The sequence below is a fragment of the Leclercia sp. W17 genome, assembly GCF_003336325.1.
GTDB lineage: Bacteria > Pseudomonadota > Gammaproteobacteria > Enterobacterales > Enterobacteriaceae > Enterobacter.
Genome location: NZ_CP031101.1, coordinates 1,151,498 through 1,172,035 on the forward strand (window position 1 = coordinate 1,151,498; position 20,538 = coordinate 1,172,035).

At 54.2% G+C, this 20,538-nt stretch carries 15 protein-coding genes, 1 tRNA gene and 3 rRNA genes; 11 read left to right on the forward strand and 8 right to left on the reverse strand.

What is annotated here, in order from left to right:
- Window positions 1-191: 191 nt before the first annotated feature.
- The 6 genes from DVA44_RS05715 to DVA44_RS05740 all read left to right on the forward strand — a co-directional run bounded on the left by DVA44_RS05715 (window position 192) and on the right by DVA44_RS05740 (window position 7,185).
- Window positions 192-1,731, forward strand: a 16S ribosomal RNA gene (locus DVA44_RS05715).
- 87 nt (window positions 1,732-1,818) lie between these two features.
- Window positions 1,819-1,893: transfer RNA gene (locus DVA44_RS05720), tRNA-Glu, on the forward strand.
- 180 nt (window positions 1,894-2,073) lie between these two features.
- Window positions 2,074-4,973, forward strand: a 23S ribosomal RNA gene (locus DVA44_RS05725).
- A 63-nt stretch (window positions 4,974-5,036) separates the two neighbouring features.
- Window positions 5,037-5,152 (forward strand): 5S ribosomal RNA (gene rrf / locus DVA44_RS05730).
- The 16S, 23S and 5S rRNA genes sit together here with 1 tRNA gene alongside, the layout of an rRNA operon.
- Before the next feature lie 117 nt (window positions 5,153-5,269).
- Window positions 5,270-5,725: a DUF4385 domain-containing protein gene (locus DVA44_RS05735; RefSeq protein ID WP_103180771.1), complete on the forward strand. Its 456-nt coding sequence runs from the start codon at window positions 5,270-5,272 to the stop codon at window positions 5,723-5,725.
- Between the two features lie 152 nt (window positions 5,726-5,877).
- Window positions 5,878-7,185, forward strand: a complete 1,308-nt coding sequence (locus tag DVA44_RS05740; RefSeq protein WP_114385939.1) for an MFS transporter — start codon at window positions 5,878-5,880, stop codon at window positions 7,183-7,185.
- On the opposite strand, the gene DVA44_RS05745 is transcribed toward DVA44_RS05740, so the two are convergent.
- From DVA44_RS05745 to trxC, 5 genes are all read right to left on the reverse strand, one after another.
- The gene (locus tag DVA44_RS05745; RefSeq protein ID WP_371413862.1) at window positions 7,182-7,487 is read right to left on the reverse strand and encodes a YfiM family lipoprotein; all 306 of its coding nucleotides are present in this window, start codon (window positions 7,485-7,487) and stop codon (window positions 7,182-7,184) included. The two genes, DVA44_RS05740 and DVA44_RS05745, sit on opposite strands and share 4 nt — an antisense overlap.
- Before the next feature lie 61 nt (window positions 7,488-7,548).
- Window positions 7,549-8,904, reverse strand: a complete 1,356-nt coding sequence (pssA, locus tag DVA44_RS05750; protein WP_114385940.1) for a CDP-diacylglycerol--serine O-phosphatidyltransferase — start codon at window positions 8,902-8,904, stop codon at window positions 7,549-7,551.
- A gap of 110 nt (window positions 8,905-9,014) precedes the next feature.
- Window positions 9,015-11,678 (reverse strand): protein lysine acetyltransferase, encoded by a 2,664-nt coding sequence (gene pat, locus DVA44_RS05755; RefSeq protein WP_114385941.1) that lies wholly within the window; start codon window positions 11,676-11,678, stop codon window positions 9,015-9,017.
- Between the two features lie 35 nt (window positions 11,679-11,713).
- Window positions 11,714-12,412: a tRNA-uridine aminocarboxypropyltransferase gene (gene tapT, locus DVA44_RS05760; RefSeq protein ID WP_114385942.1), complete on the reverse strand. Its 699-nt coding sequence runs from the start codon at window positions 12,410-12,412 to the stop codon at window positions 11,714-11,716.
- Between the two features lie 71 nt (window positions 12,413-12,483).
- On the reverse strand, window positions 12,484-12,903 hold the full coding sequence (gene trxC, locus DVA44_RS05765) for a thioredoxin TrxC (protein ID WP_103180766.1): 420 nt from the start codon (window positions 12,901-12,903) through the stop codon (window positions 12,484-12,486).
- 206 nt (window positions 12,904-13,109) lie between these two features.
- Here trxC and DVA44_RS05775 point away from each other — a divergent pair, with 206 nt between their 5' ends.
- Entirely contained in the window at window positions 13,110-14,195 is a 1,086-nt protein-coding gene (locus DVA44_RS05775) for a tRNA/rRNA methyltransferase (protein ID WP_103180765.1), read from the forward strand.
- Window positions 14,196-14,288: 93 nt separating this feature from the next.
- On the opposite strand, the gene ung is transcribed toward DVA44_RS05775, so the two are convergent.
- Complete coding sequence (gene ung, locus DVA44_RS05780; protein WP_103180764.1) at window positions 14,289-14,978, reverse strand: uracil-DNA glycosylase; 690 nt, start codon at window positions 14,976-14,978, stop codon at window positions 14,289-14,291.
- Window positions 14,979-15,291: 313 nt separating this feature from the next.
- Here ung and grcA point away from each other — a divergent pair, with 313 nt between their 5' ends.
- A complete protein-coding gene (gene grcA, locus DVA44_RS05785) occupies window positions 15,292-15,675 on the forward strand; it encodes an autonomous glycyl radical cofactor GrcA (RefSeq protein ID WP_103824585.1) in 384 nt (127 codons plus the stop codon).
- Window positions 15,676-15,726: 51 nt separating this feature from the next.
- Here the strand turns inward: grcA and srmB are convergent, their stop codons facing one another.
- Window positions 15,727-17,055, reverse strand: coding sequence for an ATP-dependent RNA helicase SrmB (gene srmB, locus DVA44_RS05790; protein WP_103824586.1), 1,329 nt, complete (start codon window positions 17,053-17,055; stop codon window positions 15,727-15,729).
- 132 nt (window positions 17,056-17,187) lie between these two features.
- On the opposite strand from srmB, the gene DVA44_RS05795 reads away from it, so the two are divergent.
- Window positions 17,188-17,925 carry a tRNA1(Val) (adenine(37)-N6)-methyltransferase gene (locus DVA44_RS05795; RefSeq protein WP_114385943.1) on the forward strand — a complete coding sequence of 246 codons (738 nt, stop codon included), beginning with the start codon at window positions 17,188-17,190 and terminating at the stop codon, window positions 17,923-17,925.
- Here DVA44_RS05795 and nadB read toward each other — a convergent pair.
- Entirely contained in the window at window positions 17,910-19,529 is a 1,620-nt protein-coding gene (gene nadB / locus DVA44_RS05800; protein WP_114385944.1) for an L-aspartate oxidase, read from the reverse strand. The genes DVA44_RS05795 and nadB overlap by 16 nt on opposite strands.
- Before the next feature lie 357 nt (window positions 19,530-19,886).
- Between nadB and rseD the strand changes: the two genes are divergently transcribed.
- Together rseD and rpoE are read left to right on the forward strand one after the other, a co-directional pair.
- Window positions 19,887-19,955 carry a rpoE leader peptide RseD gene (gene rseD, locus DVA44_RS25925; RefSeq protein ID WP_233212310.1) on the forward strand — a complete coding sequence of 23 codons (69 nt, stop codon included), beginning with the start codon at window positions 19,887-19,889 and terminating at the stop codon, window positions 19,953-19,955.
- On the forward strand, window positions 19,952-20,527 hold the full coding sequence (rpoE, locus tag DVA44_RS05810) for an RNA polymerase sigma factor RpoE (protein ID WP_103824590.1): 576 nt from the start codon (window positions 19,952-19,954) through the stop codon (window positions 20,525-20,527). The genes rseD and rpoE overlap by 4 nt, the downstream gene beginning before the upstream one ends.
- The last annotated feature ends 11 nt before the right edge of the window (window positions 20,528-20,538 follow it).

The window sequence follows — 20,538 nt, forward strand, 5'->3', positions numbered from 1 at the left end:
GAAGCGTAATATGCACACCCCGCGCCGCAGCGAAAAAGCGAAGCGGCACTGCTCTTTAACAATTTATCAGACAATCTGTGTGGGCACTCAAAGTGACATGGATTCTTAATGTCCTCGGACAATAAATGAATACCAAGTCTCTGAGTGAACACGTAATTCATTACGAAGTTTAATTCACGAGCATCAAACTTAAATTGAAGAGTTTGATCATGGCTCAGATTGAACGCTGGCGGCAGGCCTAACACATGCAAGTCGAACGGTAGCACAGAGAGCTTGCTCTCGGGTGACGAGTGGCGGACGGGTGAGTAATGTCTGGGAAACTGCCTGATGGAGGGGGATAACTACTGGAAACGGTAGCTAATACCGCATAACGTCGCAAGACCAAAGAGGGGGACCTTCGGGCCTCTTGCCATCGGATGTGCCCAGATGGGATTAGCTAGTAGGTGGGGTAATGGCTCACCTAGGCGACGATCCCTAGCTGGTCTGAGAGGATGACCAGCCACACTGGAACTGAGACACGGTCCAGACTCCTACGGGAGGCAGCAGTGGGGAATATTGCACAATGGGCGCAAGCCTGATGCAGCCATGCCGCGTGTATGAAGAAGGCCTTCGGGTTGTAAAGTACTTTCAGCGAGGAGGAAGGCATTGTGGTTAATAACCACAGTGATTGACGTTACTCGCAGAAGAAGCACCGGCTAACTCCGTGCCAGCAGCCGCGGTAATACGGAGGGTGCAAGCGTTAATCGGAATTACTGGGCGTAAAGCGCACGCAGGCGGTCTGTTAAGTCAGATGTGAAATCCCCGGGCTCAACCTGGGAACTGCATTTGAAACTGGCAGGCTTGAGTCTTGTAGAGGGGGGTAGAATTCCAGGTGTAGCGGTGAAATGCGTAGAGATCTGGAGGAATACCGGTGGCGAAGGCGGCCCCCTGGACAAAGACTGACGCTCAGGTGCGAAAGCGTGGGGAGCAAACAGGATTAGATACCCTGGTAGTCCACGCCGTAAACGATGTCGACTTGGAGGTTGTGCCCTTGAGGCGTGGCTTCCGGAGCTAACGCGTTAAGTCGACCGCCTGGGGAGTACGGCCGCAAGGTTAAAACTCAAATGAATTGACGGGGGCCCGCACAAGCGGTGGAGCATGTGGTTTAATTCGATGCAACGCGAAGAACCTTACCTACTCTTGACATCCAGAGAACTTGCCAGAGATGGCTTGGTGCCTTCGGGAACTCTGAGACAGGTGCTGCATGGCTGTCGTCAGCTCGTGTTGTGAAATGTTGGGTTAAGTCCCGCAACGAGCGCAACCCTTATCCTTTGTTGCCAGCGGTCCGGCCGGGAACTCAAAGGAGACTGCCAGTGATAAACTGGAGGAAGGTGGGGATGACGTCAAGTCATCATGGCCCTTACGAGTAGGGCTACACACGTGCTACAATGGCGCATACAAAGAGAAGCGACCTCGCGAGAGCAAGCGGACCTCATAAAGTGCGTCGTAGTCCGGATTGGAGTCTGCAACTCGACTCCATGAAGTCGGAATCGCTAGTAATCGTAGATCAGAATGCTACGGTGAATACGTTCCCGGGCCTTGTACACACCGCCCGTCACACCATGGGAGTGGGTTGCAAAAGAAGTAGGTAGCTTAACCTTCGGGAGGGCGCTTACCACTTTGTGATTCATGACTGGGGTGAAGTCGTAACAAGGTAACCGTAGGGGAACCTGCGGTTGGATCACCTCCTTACCTTAAAGAACCTGCCTTTGTAGTGCTCACACAGATTGTCTGATAGAAAGTGAAAAGCAAGACGGCTGCGAAGTCGTGACACCTCGTGTCCCCTTCGTCTAGCGGTTAGGACTCCGCCCTTTCACGGCGGCAACAGGGGTTCGAATCCCCTAGGGGACGCCACTTGCTGGGTGTGAGTGAAAGGCACAACCAATCAGTATCTCAAAACTGACTTGCGAGTCATGTTTGCGATATTTGCTCTTTAAAAATCTGGATCAAGCTGAAAATTGAAACGACACACGTTAAGTGTGTTCGAGTCTCTCAAATTTTCACAACGCGAAGTGAAACAGCTTCGGGTTGTGAGGTTAAGCGACTAAGCGTACACGGTGGATGCCCTGGCAGTCAGAGGCGATGAAGGACGTGCTAATCTGCGAAAAGCGCCGGCGAGGTGATATGAACCCTTGACCCGGCGATGTCCGAATGGGGAAACCCAGTGTGATTCGTCACACTATCGTTAGCTGAATACATAGGCTAACGAGGCGAACCGGGGAACTGAAACATCTAAGTACCCCGAGGAAAAGAAATCAACCGAGATTCCCCCAGTAGCGGCGAGCGAACGGGGAGCAGCCCGGAGTCTGAATCAGCTTGTGTGTTAGTGGAAGCGTCTGGAAAGTCGCAGGGTACAGGGTGATACTCCCGTACACGAAAGCACACTTGCTGTGAACTCGAAGAGTAGGGCGGGACACGTGGTATCCTGTCTGAATATGGGGGGACCATCCTCCAAGGCTAAATACTCCTGACTGACCGATAGTGAACCAGTACCGTGAGGGAAAGGCGAAAAGAACCCCGGCGAGGGGAGTGAAAAAGAACCTGAAACCGTGTACGTACAAGCAGTGGGAGCACCTTCGGGTGTGACTGCGTACCTTTTGTATAATGGGTCAGCGACTTATATTCTGTAGCAAGGTTAACCGTATAGGGGAGCCGAAGGGAAACCGAGTCTTAACTGGGCGTTAAGTTGCAGGGTATAGACCCGAAACCCGGTGATCTAGCCATGGGCAGGTTGAAGGTTGGGTAACACTAACTGGAGGACCGAACCGACTAATGTTGAAAAATTAGCGGATGACCTGTGGCTGGGGGTGAAAGGCCAATCAAACCGGGAGATAGCTGGTTCTCCCCGAAAGCTATTTAGGTAGCGCCTCGTGAATTCATCTCCGGGGTAGAGCACTGTTTCGGCTAGGGGGCCATCCCGGCTTACCAACCCGATGCAAACTGCGAATACCGGAGAATGTTATCACGGGAGACACACGGCGGGTGCTAACGTCCGTCGTGAAGAGGGAAACAACCCAGACCGCCAGCTAAGGTCCCAAAGTCATGGTTAAGTGGGAAACGATGTGGGAAGGCACAGACAGCCAGGATGTTGGCTTAGAAGCAGCCATCATTTAAAGAAAGCGTAATAGCTCACTGGTCGAGTCGGCCTGCGCGGAAGATGTAACGGGGCTAAACCATGCACCGAAGCTGCGGCAGCGACACTATGTGTTGTTGGGTAGGGGAGCGTTCTGTAAGCCTGCGAAGGTGTGCCGTGAGGCATGCTGGAGGTATCAGAAGTGCGAATGCTGACATAAGTAACGATAAAGCGGGTGAAAAGCCCGCTCGCCGGAAGACCAAGGGTTCCTGTCCAACGTTAATCGGGGCAGGGTGAGTCGACCCCTAAGGCGAGGCCGAAAGGCGTAGTCGATGGGAAACAGGTTAATATTCCTGTACTCGGTGTTACTGCGAAGGGGGACGGAGAAGGCTATGTTGGCCGGGCGACGGTTGTCCCGGTTTAAGCATGTAGGCGGAGGTTCCAGGTAAATCCGGTACCTTTTAACGCTGAGGTGTGATGACGAGGCACTACGGTGCTGAAGCAACAAATGCCCTGCTTCCAGGAAAAGCCTCTAAGCATCAGGTAACATCAAATCGTACCCCAAACCGACACAGGTGGTCAGGTAGAGAATACCAAGGCGCTTGAGAGAACTCGGGTGAAGGAACTAGGCAAAATGGTGCCGTAACTTCGGGAGAAGGCACGCTGATATGTAGGTGAAGCCCCTGCGGGTGGAGCTGAAATCAGTCGAAGATACCAGCTGGCTGCAACTGTTTATTAAAAACACAGCACTGTGCAAACACGAAAGTGGACGTATACGGTGTGACGCCTGCCCGGTGCCGGAAGGTTAATTGATGGGGTTAGCGGCAACGCGAAGCTCTTGATCGAAGCCCCGGTAAACGGCGGCCGTAACTATAACGGTCCTAAGGTAGCGAAATTCCTTGTCGGGTAAGTTCCGACCTGCACGAATGGCGTAATGATGGCCAGGCTGTCTCCACCCGAGACTCAGTGAAATTGAAATCGCTGTGAAGATGCAGTGTACCCGCGGCAAGACGGAAAGACCCCGTGAACCTTTACTATAGCTTGACACTGAACACTGGTCCTTGATGTGTAGGATAGGTGGGAGGCTTTGAAGTGTGGACGCCAGTCTGCATGGAGCCGTCCTTGAAATACCACCCTTTAATGGCTGGTGTTCTAACGTGGACCCGTAATCCGGGTTGCGGACAGTGTCTGGTGGGTAGTTTGACTGGGGCGGTCTCCTCCTAAAGAGTAACGGAGGAGCACGAAGGTCAGCTAATCCTGGTCGGACATCAGGAGGTTAGTGCAATGGCATAAGCTGGCTTGACTGCGAGAGTGACGGCTCGAGCAGGTGCGAAAGCAGGTCATAGTGATCCGGTGGTTCTGAATGGAAGGGCCATCGCTCAACGGATAAAAGGTACTCCGGGGATAACAGGCTGATACCGCCCAAGAGTTCATATCGACGGCGGTGTTTGGCACCTCGATGTCGGCTCATCACATCCTGGGGCTGAAGTAGGTCCCAAGGGTATGGCTGTTCGCCATTTAAAGTGGTACGCGAGCTGGGTTTAGAACGTCGTGAGACAGTTCGGTCCCTATCTGCCGTGGGCGCTGGAGAATTGAGGGGGGCTGCTCCTAGTACGAGAGGACCGGAGTGGACGCATCACTGGTGTTCGGGTTGTCATGCCAATGGCACTGCCCGGTAGCTAAATGCGGAAGAGATAAGTGCTGAAAGCATCTAAGCACGAAACTTGCCCCGAGATGAGTTCTCCCTGACCCTTTAAGGGTCCTGAAGGAACGTTGAAGACGACGACGTTGATAGGCCGGGTGTGTAAGCGCAGCGATGCGTTGAGCTAACCGGTACTAATGAACCGTGAGGCTTAACCTTACAACGCCGAAGCTGTTTCGGTGGATTTGAGAGATTTTCAGCTGATACAGATTACAGAATTTGCCTGGCGGCTGTAGCGCGGTGGTCCCACCTGACCCCATGCCGAACTCAGAAGTGAAACGCCGTAGCGCCGATGGTAGTGTGGGGTCTCCCCATGCGAGAGTAGGGAACTGCCAGGCATCAATTAAAGAAACCCCGTACCGCAAGGTACGGGGTTTTTTGCTTTTCCACCCTGGCGGGCACAATCAACAATCTCTGGCTAAAATAACAAGATACGCATCGTCAACGAGGTTATTTTGCCTAATCCCCCTTTTAACTACCAACAAGATTTCGCCAACATAAATTTTCGCGACCATCCTGAGCTTTATCAGGTAGGGCGGGGAGAGCAAGGCGTTCTGCTGGTTGAACCTTACAAAAGCGAAATTCTGCCCTACTGGCGATACAAAAATGCTGAGGTTGCGACAAAATCTGCGCAGGAAATATACGCACTCTTTGAGCAATACCGTCAGCAAGACGATTTTGTGGGCATGGATATGGCCAGAAAATTTATCCAGATGGGATATACCCGCGCCAGACGCTACGCCAACCACAAAGGCGGAAAAAAGTACGATGATGAACGTAACGTGCGCCCGCTGGATCACGATCCCGTCAAAGCCGAAGCCGCAAAAGTTTTCAAAGGATGGTGGGATAAAATTCGCGCCGATGAGGATTATTTACAACGAAAACAAGCGCATCAAAAAAAGTGGGGGTAACAATGTTACCCATGGCAGGATTCGTTTTGTGATCCAGATAACAAAACCAAATGAAACATAATAGAAACAATTATTTTACCTAACGTTAAATTTTAAATCTGGTTTTACTGGAGTGGGTGCTTTGGCCCGCATTGTAAGACAGGGGATTTAAAATGACAGAAACCGTAGCAAGTACAGATACGGATAGTAAAAAACTGGCAGAGGACGATACTCGCCGCAGGATTTGGGCAATCGTCGGTGCATCTTCAGGCAATCTGGTTGAATGGTTCGACTTTTACGTTTACTCGTTTTGCTCGCTCTATTTTGCCCATATCTTCTTCCCATCCGGCAATACCACGACCCAGCTTCTGCAAACTGCAGGCGTTTTCGCCGCAGGCTTTTTGATGCGTCCAATCGGCGGCTGGCTCTTTGGGCGTATTGCCGATCGAAAGGGGCGAAAAACGTCCATGCTGATCTCCGTCTGCATGATGTGTTTCGGCTCCCTGGTTATCGCCTGTCTGCCGGGCTATGACACTATCGGCACTTGGGCTCCAGCCTTACTGCTGTTGGCACGTTTGTTCCAGGGACTTTCCGTTGGGGGGGAATATGGCACAAGCGCGACATATATGAGTGAAGTTGCCGTGGAAGGGCGTAAAGGCTTTTATGCCTCATTTCAGTACGTCACCCTGATAGGGGGACAGCTCCTGGCTATTCTGGCCGTCGTGATCCTGCAACAGGTTCTGAGTGATGAAGATCTCCGTGCCTGGGGATGGCGTATTCCTTTTGCGCTTGGCGCCATCCTTGCCATTGTGGCGCTGTGGCTGCGCCGTCAGCTGGACGAAACGTCGCGTAAAGAGGTAAGGACGTTAAAAGAGGCAGGTTCATTTAAAGGCTTATGGCGTAACCGGAAAGCCTTTTTAATGGTGCTCGGCTTTACGGCTGGCGGTTCGCTCACCTTCTATACCTTCACCACCTATATGCAGAAGTATCTGGTTAACACCACGGGTATGCACGCTAACGTGGCGAGCATGGTCATGACGGTGGCGCTCTTTGTCTTTATGCTCATCCAGCCCATTATCGGTGCACTGTCGGATAGAATCGGTCGTCGTAGCTCGATGCTGATTTTCGGTGGGTTGTCGGCAATATGTACTGTGCCCATTCTCACTGCACTCCAGCATGTCACATCCCCTTATGCCGCTTTTGCACTGGTGATGGTCGCGTTGGTCATTGCCAGTTTTTACACCTCGATCAGCGGCATTCTTAAGGCAGAGATGTTCCCGGCTCAGGTGCGTGCACTGGGCGTTGGGTTGTCTTATGCGGTGGCTAACGCGCTGTTTGGCGGCTCAGCGGAATATGTTGCCCTGTCATTAAAATCGGTGGGGAGTGAGACAATCTTTTTCTGGTACGTCACGCTGATGGGAGCGCTGGCATTTATTGTCTCTTTAATGCTGCATCGCAAAGGGAAAGGCGTGCGTCTTTAATGATCCGCCATCTGCCAGACGGCATAGCCGGTAGTCGCACCGGCTATGTCCCAGGCAAAATCTTTCCAGCTCCAGCCGCTCCCTGCCGGGCGGCTGTCCCAGAGCTCTTTCGATGCCCCCAGACTAACCGAAAACATCAGGCCGTATGCAGCGCTGCGGTCGCGGCTGTAGCCCTGGCGCTGGGCATATTCATTACCCGCAGCCGAGAGCATCGCCGAGGCTAAAAAGTGTTGCGCCTTATCCTGACCAGACCAGCTATCCTGAGCCATATGGCTGCATCCACCCAAAACCAGACAGCCCATTAACAGCAAATAACGCACAACGACCTCCATAAAAAAGCCCCGTCAATGACAGGGCTGAAGATTACAGGATGCGGCTAATCAACCGGTCGATTCGGATGCGACGTAAACGGCGAATGAGCTTACGCACTTTCACCGGATAATCAGCGATACTTTGCAGATCGCGATAATGGTTAACCACAGTGGTGTGCGTGCGGATCAGATCCAGTTCACGGTCGCGCGGAGCAGCCAGCTCATGGCGGGGATCGTGGATCAAAATCGCATTTTCAAGATCCAATCGCCACGCCCGTGGATTGAGGTTATTGCCCGTCAGCAGCATCCATTCATCATCAACCCACATGCCTTTCAGGTGATAGCTGTTATCTTCATCTTTCCACAGACGCACAACCAGCTGATCGGTATTCACATAGTACTGCAGGCGGCTCAGGAAGCGGCGCAGGTTGATCTCATAGAGATAAGGCAGGGCGCCGATGATCTTAAACGGCTGATCTTCAGGAATGAAGAAATCGTTCGCGGTTTTATCGCCAACGATAATTTCCACCTTTTTACCGTCGCGCAACAGCTGAATGATGTTACGCACCAGCACCGCCGGCAGGTTGAAGTACGGTGTACAGATGGTCAGCTTATGCTCTGTACACGGCATCAGATGGAAGATGGTCTTGTTGAGCAGGCTGGATTTACCCAGCCCGACCAGTGGGGTCACTGCAAGCTGTTCATTATCGGCGTCGCCCTGGAAATGGAACATGGCATCGCGCAGTTCCTGACGGAAAAGGCGGATGTCATTTTTGATCTCCGGGCTTTTTGGTCGCTGTGGATCGTCAAGGCGATTTACGCCGCGGCCATGCACCAGATGTTGGTCCACCCACTCAAACATGACGTCAGCCATGCGGGCATTACGCACCAGGTGATAACGATCGTAACGGTACTTATCCAGCTGATGCAGATAGACGTCGTTCAGACTCGCGCCGCTATAGAGCACGCTGTCATCAATGATAAAGCCTTTGAAATGGAGGACGCCCAGAGCTTCGCGAGTGTTAACCGGAACACCATAAACGGGGACATCTACGCCGGGGTTTTCCTGCGCCATGCGGCAATACCAGTCGGCATTGGTGTTGGACGCAGCCGCGCCAATACGACCGCGCTGGGCGCGATGCCAGTCGACCAGGATACGGACATCCAGCTCAGGGCGCTGGCGTTTGGCTTCGTACACGGCGCGTAAAATGGCGCTGCCGCCCTCATCCTGTTCAAGATAAAGCGCGATAATGCAGATACGATGCGTTGCGCTGGCAATTTTTTCCAGTAGCGTCTCCCGAAAATCGGCGGGAGCATAAAAAAACTCTACATCATCAACTGACTGAGAAAGCTTCGGTAGTTGAGCAAGGTGTTGTTGATGTTTATTACGCTTAAATTTGGACAACATCACAGTGCGTTTCTTCTCTGTTCATTGAAGGATTATATGGACTATGCAGCCAACAGAAGCGGGCAATCATACCACCAGTGCCGTTTAAAGTGGTCAACATTTCCAGTACCTTACTCTTGTTTACCTGATGGCATCAGCTGCAGAGTCAATCCGACGATCCCATCTTCAAGCTGGATATCAACGGTAAAGCCTAGCTTTCGCGCCAGGGCGACCATGCCACGGTTGTTAGGCATAGTAATGCCATTGAGGCGGATCAGTCCGTGATCGCGCGTATAACTGATTAGCTTTTCGAGTAATCGTCTTCCCAGCCCCAGACCTTTCAGATCGGAGCGGACAAGCACCGCAAACTCCGCATCGACGTTATCAGGATCGGAGATGGCACGTGTGACGCCAAGGATTTCATCGCCCTCTTCAGTGCGTCGGACGGCAACAAAAGCCATTTCCCGATCGTAGTCGATCTGCGTCATATTGGCTAAATCTTCGTGGGTAAATTCGTTGATTTCGCTAAAGTAGCGGTAGTACAAATCTTCTTTTGTGACCTGAGCGATAAAGCGCTGAAGCTGGGGTTCATCTTCAGGAAGGATAGGGCGGAACAGCGAGAGTTCGCCATTTTTCATCTCTACCCACTCTTCAAGCTGATGGGGGTAAGGGCGGATAGCAAGCCGGCTTTCGCGATCGCCGGTATAGGCCGCCACATCCATCGTCACATCCAGCGCCGTCAGTTCGCTGCCGGATACCAGTAAAGGATGAATATCCAGACGCTGGATTTCCGGGCTATCAACAATCAGGTTCGATACCTGCACCAGGAACTGGCTCAGGGCGGCGATATCCAGCGGTCTTAAGGCACTGCGTCCGCGGATCTTTTTGCTCTTGATCGCCTGGATCACCAGATAACGCGCCAGGTTCATGTTCAGAGGCGGCAGGGCCACCACCGCCTGCTCTTCAGGGCGCCACTCTACGCCCCCTTCGCCCAGCATAATCAGCGGACCGAAGACCGGATCGTGTTCCACTACCACCCGTAGCTCCTGCGCGCCGGCACGATTAGCCATGCTCTGCACCAGCAGGCCGTGGATCCGCGCCTGGGGCCAGGCCATTTTAACGCGATCGATAATAGCATCCGCCGCCTGCTGGACTTCCGCCGCGGTACGCAGATACAACATCACCCCCTGAACTTCAGATTTATGCGGGATATCTGGCGAACGCAGTTTTAGTGCCACCGGATAACCGATCTGCTCGGCGATATGTACCGCTTCCGCGCTGTCGCTGGCGATCCAGGTGGGCAGCGTATGCAGACCATAGGCGGTCAGGATCGGCTGTACCTCGTGCGTATCCAGCGAACGCGCGCCGTCATCAATGGCACGCTGCAACAGGTCGTGAGCATGACCCGTATTGGCGGTCAGGTTTCCCGGCAGGGCAGGCGTCTCCCGCAGCTGTTTCTGATTGCGCCGATACTCCACCATATGCATAAAAGCGGTGATGGTGCCTTCCGGGGTACGGTAAGTGGGGAGGCCAGCCTCGCTGAAGAGACGTCGCGCCTCCTGAGATGAAAATTCACCGCACCAGTTAGTCAGAAGCGACACATACTTTCCGCGCGGATGCTTCTTCACAATATCAATCAGCGCACGAGCGCTTTCGCTGCCCGGGGCTACGGCACTAGGGGAGTGAATGACCATCAGGGCATCAAAGTCCTGGCTGTCCAGCAGGATATTGAGTGCGCTGAGATAGTGCTCGCTGCTGGCATCGTCGCGTAAGTCGAGCGGATTACCCGGCTCCACGCCGGGCGGCAGCGCCTCCCGCAGACGCTGTATTGTCTCTTCGCTGAGGGTGGCCAGCTTACCGTTACGCAGCCAGAGTTCGTCCAGCGCCAGCGCGGCAGGGGCGGCGCCGTTACTGATGATCATCAGCCGTTCCCCCCGTAGCGGGCGCATATGGCTGAGCGTTTCGACAGCGGAAAAGAGTTCGTGGGTGTCCTGAACACGCAGCAAGCCGGCACGCTGGATAGCGGCATCCCATGCCGGATCCATGCCTGAATGTGAATGCAAAAGACGCTGGGCGGCCGGGCTACGCCCGCTTTTGATCACCAGAATTGGTTTGTTGCGTGAAGCGCTACGGGCTGCCGAGACGAAGCGACGCGCGTCGCTGAGATGCTCAAGATAGAGCAGGATGGCGCTGGTTTTGCTATCGCGCGCCAGAAAATCCAGCAGCTCGTCAACGTCAATGTCCAGACCGTCGCCCAGCGCGATGAAATAGGAAAAGCCCATTTCGCGCTGCTGGGCCCAGTCGAGGATCGTGTTGGATACCGCCGCCGACTGGGAGATAAAGGCCAGCTTGCCTTTACGTATCGGAACGGGAGAAAAGCTGGCATTCAGCCCCTGCCACGGTGCCAGAAGACCCAGGCTGTTTGGCCCCAGCAGTCGCATCTGGTAGCGCGTCGCACAGGCCAGCAGCTCCGCCTGCTGTTCAGGGGGCGAAGAGAGAATAATGCAGGTTTTGCAGCCCTTCTTCCCCAGCGCGTCGAGCAGGGCGATGTTACGTCGGGCGTGGGTACAGAGCACCGCGAGATCGGGAATGAAGGGCAGGCTCTCCACCTCTGGCCAGGCCAGAACGCCCAGCACCGCTTTATACGCAGGGGTGACCGGCAGTATCGGGCCATTAAAGCCGCCAGCAAGCAGGTTACGCATCATCAGATAACCAGCGCGTTCGGGCTTCATCGACGCGCCAATCACGGCAATGGATTTAGGGCGGAGTAAGGCTTCTAGCCCGCGCTGGCTCATACAGATCTCCTGAAAAGGCGAGTGACCTGATGATTTTAAACGCTTTCCGGCTCCGCCGCTGTGATGCTTCCCTTATGAATGGTTTTTCCGGCCAGATAACGTTCGCGAAAACGCGTGAAATGGTCGCCCAGGGCGCCTGCCGCCTGAACATCCCCCGCCAGATCCAGCAGGGCAATGGCCACTTCGGCAGTACAATACTGGCCTTCTGCGTGGGCTTCACGCAGCCGGTAAGCCGAGACGCGCGACAAATCGACGGAGATCACCGGCAGCGTATCCAGATAGGGGCTTTTGCGAAACATTTTACGCGCTTCAGTCCAGGTGCCATCCAGCATGATAAACAGCGGCGGTTTACCGGCGGGGGGCGCGGTAATCACCTGACGCGTTTCACCGGCGTAGGAGGCCGGAAACACTACCATCGGTTGATAGTCGGGGCTGGCGACCAGATCGAGCAGCGCCTGAGGTGGCTCAGTGCGTGACCACTGGAAGGCCGCGGTATCCGGTAGAATATCGGCGATCAGCCGTCCGGTATTGCTGGGCTTCATCGGTTCGGTATCGAACATCACCAGACAGAAACGGCTTTGAGCATGGCTGGGCGCCAGCGTCGCGCAGAGACACTGCCTGAGCGGCAGCAGGCAGCGCTGACAGCGACGAATGCGGTTACCACGGGCAAGAAAAGGGCGAGTCGCACGCGCCAGGCGTTCGGCGCGCAGTTGCAGTACGGCGTTATCAGTCATGGGAAGGAGCGCAGAAAAAACGCCATTCTCGCAGAGGCGAGGGCGGGGCACAAGTTACGTGCCCCGGAATGTCAGAGGGATTCGTTCAGCCAGCTATCAAAAGGTGCTTTCGGAACGGCACCATTGAGCATATCGACGACTTCACCATTTTTGAAAATCATAATGGTCGGGATACTACGAATGCGGAAGCGGGAGCTCAGTTCGCGCTCAGCTTCGGTGTTCACTTTCACAAAACGCATTTTACCGCTACGCTCTTCGGCGACATCTTCAAAGATCGGCGCAAAGTTACGGCACGGGCCGCACCACGGTGCCCAGAAGTCGACAACAACCGGCAGATCATCCTTCAGCAGTTTATCCAGAGTTTCGCCGGTAGCATTAATCACGTCACCATCGAACAATTCATGACCGCAGCGTCCGCATTTTGCTCCGTCATCAATGCGATCTTCCGGAATGCGGTTAAGAGCCTGGCAGTTGGCACATACGGTATTCATAACTAACCTCAGGTAGAGCAGGGGGACAAATCGGCAACATGCCGGTTATGTTTCCAATATGTTACATATTATCAACGACCCTGTTTGAAACAACAATGCGTTTTGTTCAATGAGAACAATAGTCACAGGCTTTTATACGAAGTAATGGCTATGCGCCGGGACATCGGGTAATCTGCGCGCTTCGCGCAGCGCTGGTGGAGAAAAGCATGAACGACGAACTGAAAAACAAAAGCGGCAAGGTCAAAGTGATGTATGTCCGCAGTGACGATGACTCTGATAAACGCACCCAAAATCCGCGTACCGGAAAAGGTGGCGGGCGTCCAGGGCCATCTCGTGCAGACGGTGGCCGTCGCCCCGCCCGCGATGAGAGAAGCAGCCGCGGTGATGACCGCAAACGTGACGACCGTAAGCGTGATGATTTCAAACGCGACGATTTTAGCCGCGACGCCTCACCGTGGCGTACCGTCTCCCGCGCGCCGGGAGACGAGTCCACTGCGCCCGTCGATCACGGCAGTATGGCCGGTAAAACGGTTATCGATCCGGAAGTGATCCGCCGTCAGCGTGCGGAAGAGACGCGCGTCTATGGCGAAAACGCCTGTCAGGCCCTGTTCCAGAGCCGTCCTGATTGCATCGTGCGCGCCTGGTTCATCCAGAGCGTCACGCCACGATTCAAAGAAGCGCTGCGCTGGATGGCGGCCAACCGCAAAGCCTACCATGTGGTAGACGATGCTGAGATCACCAAAGCGTCTGGCACCGAACACCATGGTGGCGTCTGTTTCCTGATTAAGAAACGTAACGGTACCACCGTTAAGCAGTGGGTCAGCCAGGCTGGCGAAGATGACTGCGTCCTGGCCCTGGAAGACGTGGGTAACCCGCACAACCTCGGCGCCATGATGCGCAGCTGCGCCCACTTCGGCGTGAAAGGGGTTCTATTGCAGGATGCGGCACTGCTGGAATCCGGCGCAGCAATCCGTACGGCGGAAGGCGGCGCGGAGCACGTTCAGCCAATCACCGGCGACAGCGTGCTGGAAGCGATTGAGCAGTTCCGTCAGGCGGGCTATGCCATCGTGACCACCTCCAGCCACAAAGGCACCACGCCGCTGTTTAAAGCGACACTGCCACGTAAGATGGTGCTGGTGTTGGGTCAGGAGCGCGATGGTCTCTCCGATGCGGCACTCTCCAGCGCCGATCTGAGCGTCTCTATCGATGGCACCGGCAATGTAGAAAGCCTCAACGTATCCGTTGCGACTGGCGTTCTGCTGGCGGAATGGTGGCGTCAGAACAAAGCATAATCCCGCTTTGTTCGTCGTTCGTAGGCCCGGCAAGCGTAGCGCCGCCGGGCAATGTGCCGGGTGGCGGCTTCGCCTTACCCGGCCTACAACAACTTACTCACTTTCAGCCGGTAACTCCGGCATCCAGTCAATCGGCGTTTCGCCCTGTTTCTCCAGCCACTCATTCGCCAGCACAAAATGATTGCAGCCAAAAAAGCCGCGATGGGCTGACAGCGGTGACGGGTGCGGCGCTTTCAGCACATGATGGCGCTGAGTATCAATGATCGACCCTTTCTTCTGCGCATGCGATCCCCAGAGCAAAAAGACCACCCCTTCCCGGTGCTGGTTAATCAGGCTGATGACCTTGTCGGTAAATGTCTCCCACCCGAGGCTGGCATGAGAATGGGCCTGCCCGGCACGAACCGTCAGTACGGTGTTGAGCAACAGAACACCCTGACGCGCCCAGCTTTCCAGGTAACCATGTGAAGGGCGGGTAAACCCCGGCACCGAGGCTTCCAGCTCCTTATACATATTCAGCAGGGAAGGGGGAATGGCAACGCCCGGACGTACAGAAAACGCCAGGCCGTGCGCCTGACCCGGTCCGTGGTAGGGATCCTGTCCCAGGATCACCACTTTGACATCTGCCAGCTCGGTAAAACGAAAGGCGTTGAACACATCTTTCTGGGGCGGATAAATGGTGATGCCGTCCTGACGTTCCGCGGCAACGGTATTCAGAGTATTAACGAAGTAAGGCTGTTTTTTTTCATCGGCCAGTACGTCGTGCCAGGTCAAAGGTGCTGTCATCTCGCTCTCCTGCGAATTTTCACTGTCTTTAGCTTAACTGCATATGACGAGGGAACAAAACTGGCGAGCCAAAAATGTCATTACATTGAAAAATATTGAAAATTTACACAGAATTTTGAAGGTGGTGTGAGGGTAAAATTGATATAAAACAATAATCTTCAGTTATCACCCTTTTGCTGGTGTGGTTTTTGTTGATTTAAGTCAAGGAATGACGAGTGTTTGACTGATATATATACACTCAAGCAACAATGGTTTTACCAATTGCCCGAACGAACGGGCGACACCCAATATTGTAGTGTAAGGGAGACATCACATGATTACTGGTATCCAGATTACTAAAGCTGCAAACGACGACCTGCTGAACTCTTTCTGGCTGCTGGACAACGAGAAAGGCGAAGCGCGCTGCGTATGCGCAAAAGCAGGCTTTGCTGAAGATGAAGTTGTTCAGGTTAACGCGCTGGGCGAGTTCGAATACCGCGAAATCCCAATGGAAATCAAACCTGAAGTCCGTGTTGAAGGCGGTCAGCATCTGAACGTTAACGTGCTGCGTCGTGAAACGCTGGAAGATGCCGTTAAGCATCCGGAAAAATATCCGCAGCTGACCATCCGTGTTTCTGGCTACGCGGTACGCTTTAACTCACTGACTGCCGAACAGCAGCGCGACGTTATCGCCCGTACCTTTACTGCCAGCCTGTAATCGTTACCCGCGTACAGATAAAAAAAGCCGGGTTTTAACCCGGCTTTTTTATTACTCTTCTTTCTGTGTCACCGGCGCGCTGCCGCTAGGCTTACGACGCTTGCCCACGTTTTTGGTATCACGGTGGCGTTGCTTCACGCGCGGTTTCTCTTTCTCTTTCGCCTTTTTCTCGGCACGTTTAGCGAGCACTTTCTTGGACGGTTTGCCCGTCATTTTTTCGCTCGGCGCACGGGTGCTCGGACGCAGTTCGTCGATCACGCGGGCCTTCAGCGGCTCTTCAACGTAGCGACCAATTTTTTGCAGCAGCAGATGGTCATGCGCTTCGACCAGCGAAATGGCTGTCCCTTTACGCCCGGCACGACCGGTACGGCCAATGCGGTGCAGATAGGTATCCGCAGTGCGCGGCAGATCGAAGTTAAACACGTGGCTGACATCAGGAATATCAATACCGCGCGCAGCAACGTCGGTCGCCACCAGCACGTTCACGCGGCCATCGGTCAGACGTTTGATCGCTTCGTTACGTTTAATCTGCACCATCTCGCCTTCGAGATAGCAGTTATTGATACCCGCTTCACGCAGCCAGGTCGCCAGCTCGTGCACACGCTCACGTTTCCGTACAAAGACGATAGAGCGGGTGGCTTCAGGCTGTTTCAGCAGGTGGATCAGCAGCGCGGTTTTATGCTGAATATCATCGGCGCGGTAGTACCACTGATGGATCTTCTTGCGTTCACGCGTGGACGGATTGGCAGACACCTCGACCGGATCTTCCAGCAGACGCTCGGCAAAATCTTTAATCGCATCGCCTTCCAGCGTCGCGGAGAAGAGCATGGTCTGCTTACGCCAGCGGGTCTCACCGGCAATGTGTTCGATATCCTGCGCAAAGCCCATATCCAGCATACGGTCAGCTTCGTCAAGAATTAAGGTTTCAACCGCACGGCAGTCGAAGTTCTCTTCTTTGATGTATTGCAGCAGACGCCCGGTCGTCGCAACGACGATATCCTGGTTCTCACTGAATACTTCGGCGTGGTTCATATAGGCCACACCGCCGGTAATGGTTGCGATATCCAGGTGGGTATTCTTCGCCAGCTCACGCGCATGATCGGCAACCTGCATCGCCAGTTCACGGGTCGGGGTGAGGATCAGAATACGCGGCGGACCTGATTTCTTACGCGGAAAATCCAGCAGATGCTGCAACGCAGGCAGCAAATAGGCTGCCGTTTTACCCGTGCCGGTTGGCGCAGAACCGAGCACGTCACGGCCCTCCAGTGCAGGCGGAATTGCCGCTTCCTGAATAGCGGTCGGGCGTGTGAAGCCTTTTTCCTGGAGCGCGTCCAGAAGGCTTTCATCGAGTTCAAGTTCGGAAAAAGTCGTTACAGTCATGTTCTACCTCTGTGTGGGGCGCTGATTATAGACGTTACGGCTGCAATCTTCATCTGTTTGTGTGGATATCCCTTTTCCGTCGTTACGCTTTCACCTATGCTACTCCCGTTTCACTTTGAAGGTTGCTCTGACATGTCTCAACTCAAAGCGCAGCTGCGCCGCGATGGTTTTACTTTTAAGCAGTTCTTTGTCGCCCACGATCGCTGTGCAATGAAAGTCGGCACTGATGGCATTTTACTGGGGGCATGGGCACCGGTAGCAGGCGTTAAACGTATCCTCGACATTGGCAGCGGCAGCGGATTATTAGCCCTGATGCTGGCGCAGCGTACCGAACACTCCGTCACGCTTGACGCGGTTGAACTGGATCCCCAGGCGGCTGAGCAGGCAGCGGAAAACGTAGCGGAATCCCCCTGGGCTTCGCGCGTATCTCTCCATTGTGCGGATGTTCTTGCCTGGGCGCCAGAGCAAACGGCTCGCTATGACCTGATTGTCAGCAATCCTCCCTATTTTGAACCGGGCGTAGCCTGTGCTACACCCCAGCGAGAGCAGGCCCGGTATACCGACACGCTCGATCATGGCGCGCTGTTAGCCTGCGCCGCCGGGTTGATCTCCGAAGAGGGATTTTTCTGCGTGGTGTTACCGGAGAGCGCAGGCAGTGCATTTATTGCCAGCGCGCTGGAGATGGGCTGGTTTTTACGCCTGCGCACCGATATTGCGGAAACCGACGGCAGGCTGCCGCACCGGGTGCTGCTGGCGCTGTCGCCGAAAGAGGGAGAGTGCTTCAGCGACAGGCTGGTGATACGTGGGCCAGATCAGCGTTATTCCGATGACTACACGGCGCTGACCCACCCCTTCTATTTATTTATGTGAGCCAGCGGTGAAAGCACCGACGGGCCGGAATGCTCAAGCTGCTCCGGGTAGTCGAGCGTGTAGTGCAAACCGCGGCTCTCTTTGCGCATCATAGCGCAGCGCACAATCAGCTCCGCCACCTGAACCAGATTACGCAGTTCCAGTAAATTATTGGATACGCGGAAATGGGCGTAATACTCATCAATTTCCTGCTGCAGCATGGTAATACGGCGCAGGGCGCGTTCCAGACGTTTGGTGGTGCGCACAATGCCGACGTAATCCCACATAAAGAGGCGCAGCTCGTGCCAGTTATGCTGGATCACAACCAGTTCATCCGGGTTCTCCACGCGGCTTTCGTCCCAGTCCGGCAGGTTTTCCGCCTGGCGGGCGTAAGGCATGCGCTTCGTGATATCTTCCGCCGCTGACCAGCCATACACAAGGCACTCCAGAAGCGAGTTTGATGCCATTCGGTTCGCGCCATGCAGGCCGGTGTAGCTCACCTCGCCAATGGCGTACAAACCGTCAACGTCGGTCCGGCCATGATCGTCGACCATCACACCGCCGCAGGTATAGTGCGCCGCGGGCACCACCGGCATTGGCTCTTTGGTGATGTCGATGCCGAGCCCCAACAGTTTTTCATAGATGGTCGGGAAGTGCTGGCGAATAAAGGCTTCGGGTTTGTGGCTGATATCCAGATACATGCAGTCCACGCCCAGGCGTTTCATCTCATGATCGATTGCGCGGGCCACAACATCACGCGGCGCCAGCTCGCCCCGCTCGTCAAAGTCCTGCATAAAGCGAGTGCCATCCGGGCGTTTTAAATGCGCGCCTTCACCGCGTAGCGCTTCTGTCAGCAGGAAGTTGCGTGCCTGCGGGTGGAATAGCGCAGTGGGGTGGAACTGGTTAAATTCCAGATTGGCCACGCGACAGCCCGCGCGCCAGGCCATGGCAATACCGTCACCTGAGGAAATATCCGGGTTGGTGGTGTACTGATAAACCTTAGAGGCACCGCCGGTTGCCAGTACAACCGATTTTGCCCGACAGGTTTCCACCTTCTCTTTATTACGGTTCCAGACCCAGGCTCCCACAACGCGCCGCGTGCCCGGCAGACCAATTTTATCGGAGATGATCAAATCCACCGCGTTGCTGCGTTCCAGCACCCGGATGTTGGGATGGCTTAACGCCTGGCTGACCAGGGTCGTTTCGACTGCTTTACCGGTGGCATCTGCGGCATGCAGGATCCGGCGATGGCTGTGTCCGCCTTCACGCGTCAGGTGGTAACTCTCTTCTCCGTTGGCCTGCACTTGGGTATCAAACAGCACGCCCTGATCGATCAGCCATTGCACGCAGTGGCGGGCATTACTGGCGACAAATTCAGCCGCGTGTCGGTCCACGATGCCGCCACCGGCAATCAGGGTATCTTCGACATGGGAGTCGATACTGTCAGTTTCATCAAACACCGCGGCAATTCCGCCCTGGGCATAGAAGGTAGAACCTTCGCTAACAGGACCTTTGCTGAGGACAATCACTTTCTGGTGTGGGGCGAGTCGCAGCGCCAGTGAAAGGCCGGCGGCGCCGCTGCCGATAATCAGTACGTCACAGGAGAGTTCAGAAATTGCGTTCATGATGTGTGTTTAATTTACTAAACAGTGTTTGGCCAGCATAGCACCTGAATGCGATGAATCGCACGTTTTTTTTAAGAGTAGTTGCAATGGCTAAACAGAGGCTAGACAGAGATAAGGAACAAAAAGGGCGAAATTATTTTGCGTAGCAGATTGTTAGCTACAGATTTTGTGGTGAAATAAAGCCCGTCTTGCGTTACCCTGCAAACGGTAAAAAACCATTTCTTAGCAGAAACTGGGTACGTATCGGTATCAGACTTATAATGATAGAAAATGAACAGTCTGCGACGTGATTAACAAAAACAAAGGCGTGACGGAACTAATTGAAATAAAGACCCTCAAAGCAACTGCTTGCTCACAGTGCAGTGTTTGGAGTGGCGTTTCGATAACGCGTGGAATTTAGGTTTGGGGAGACTTTACCTCGGATGAGCGAGCAGTTAACGGACCAGATTCTGGTTGAACGGGTCCAGAAGGGAGATCAGAAAGCCTTTAACCTACTGGTGGTGCGCTACCAGCATAAGGTGGCGAGTCTGGTGTCCCGCTATGTACCGTCAGGGGATGTTCCTGATGTGGTACAAGAGTCTTTCATTAAGGCCTATCGTGCGCTGGAATCTTTCCGGGGAGATAGTGCTTTTTATACCTGGCTGTATCGTATTGCCGTCAATACGGCTAAGAACTACCTCGTCGCTCAGGGCCGACGTCCGCCTTCAAGCGATGTCGATGCTATCGACGCTGAAAATTATGAAAGCGGCGGTGCGTTGAAAGAAATTTCGAACCCTGAGAACTTAATGTTGTCAGAAGAACTGAGACAAATAGTTTTTCGCACCATCGAGTCGCTCCCGGAAGATTTACGCATGGCAATTACGTTGCGGGAGTTAGATGGCCTGAGCTATGAAGAGATAGCCGCTATCATGGATTGCCCGGTCGGTACGGTTCGCTCACGGATCTTTCGTGCGCGAGAAGCTATTGATAATAAAGTTCAACCGCTAATCAGGCGTTGACGATAGCGGGA

Bases quoted from the DNA above. Each gene is read 5' to 3' on its own strand.
- pat (WP_114385941.1), bottom strand. From the start codon at position 11,678: ATGAGCCAGCGCGGGCTAGAAGCCTTACTCCGCCCTAAATCCATTGCC.
- pssA (WP_114385940.1), bottom strand. From the start codon at position 8,904: ATGTTGTCCAAATTTAAGCGTAATAAACATCAACAACACCTTGCTCAA.
- nadB (WP_114385944.1), bottom strand. From the start codon at position 19,529: ATGAACGCAATTTCTGAACTCTCCTGTGACGTACTGATTATCGGCAGC.
- ung (WP_103180764.1), bottom strand. From the start codon at position 14,978: ATGACAGCACCTTTGACCTGGCACGACGTACTGGCCGATGAAAAAAAA.
- DVA44_RS05795 (WP_114385943.1), top strand. From the start codon at position 17,188: ATGTCTCAACTCAAAGCGCAGCTGCGCCGCGATGGTTTTACTTTTAAG.
- trxC (WP_103180766.1), bottom strand. From the start codon at position 12,903: ATGAATACCGTATGTGCCAACTGCCAGGCTCTTAACCGCATTCCGGAA.
- srmB (WP_103824586.1), bottom strand. From the start codon at position 17,055: ATGACTGTAACGACTTTTTCCGAACTTGAACTCGATGAAAGCCTTCTG.
- DVA44_RS05740 (WP_114385939.1), top strand. From the start codon at position 5,878: ATGACAGAAACCGTAGCAAGTACAGATACGGATAGTAAAAAACTGGCA.
- DVA44_RS05775 (WP_103180765.1), top strand. From the start codon at position 13,110: ATGAACGACGAACTGAAAAACAAAAGCGGCAAGGTCAAAGTGATGTAT.
- rpoE (WP_103824590.1), top strand. From the start codon at position 19,952: ATGAGCGAGCAGTTAACGGACCAGATTCTGGTTGAACGGGTCCAGAAG.
- tapT (WP_114385942.1), bottom strand. From the start codon at position 12,412: ATGACTGATAACGCCGTACTGCAACTGCGCGCCGAACGCCTGGCGCGT.
- grcA (WP_103824585.1), top strand. From the start codon at position 15,292: ATGATTACTGGTATCCAGATTACTAAAGCTGCAAACGACGACCTGCTG.
- DVA44_RS05745 (WP_371413862.1), bottom strand. From the start codon at position 7,487: ATGGGCTGTCTGGTTTTGGGTGGATGCAGCCATATGGCTCAGGATAGC.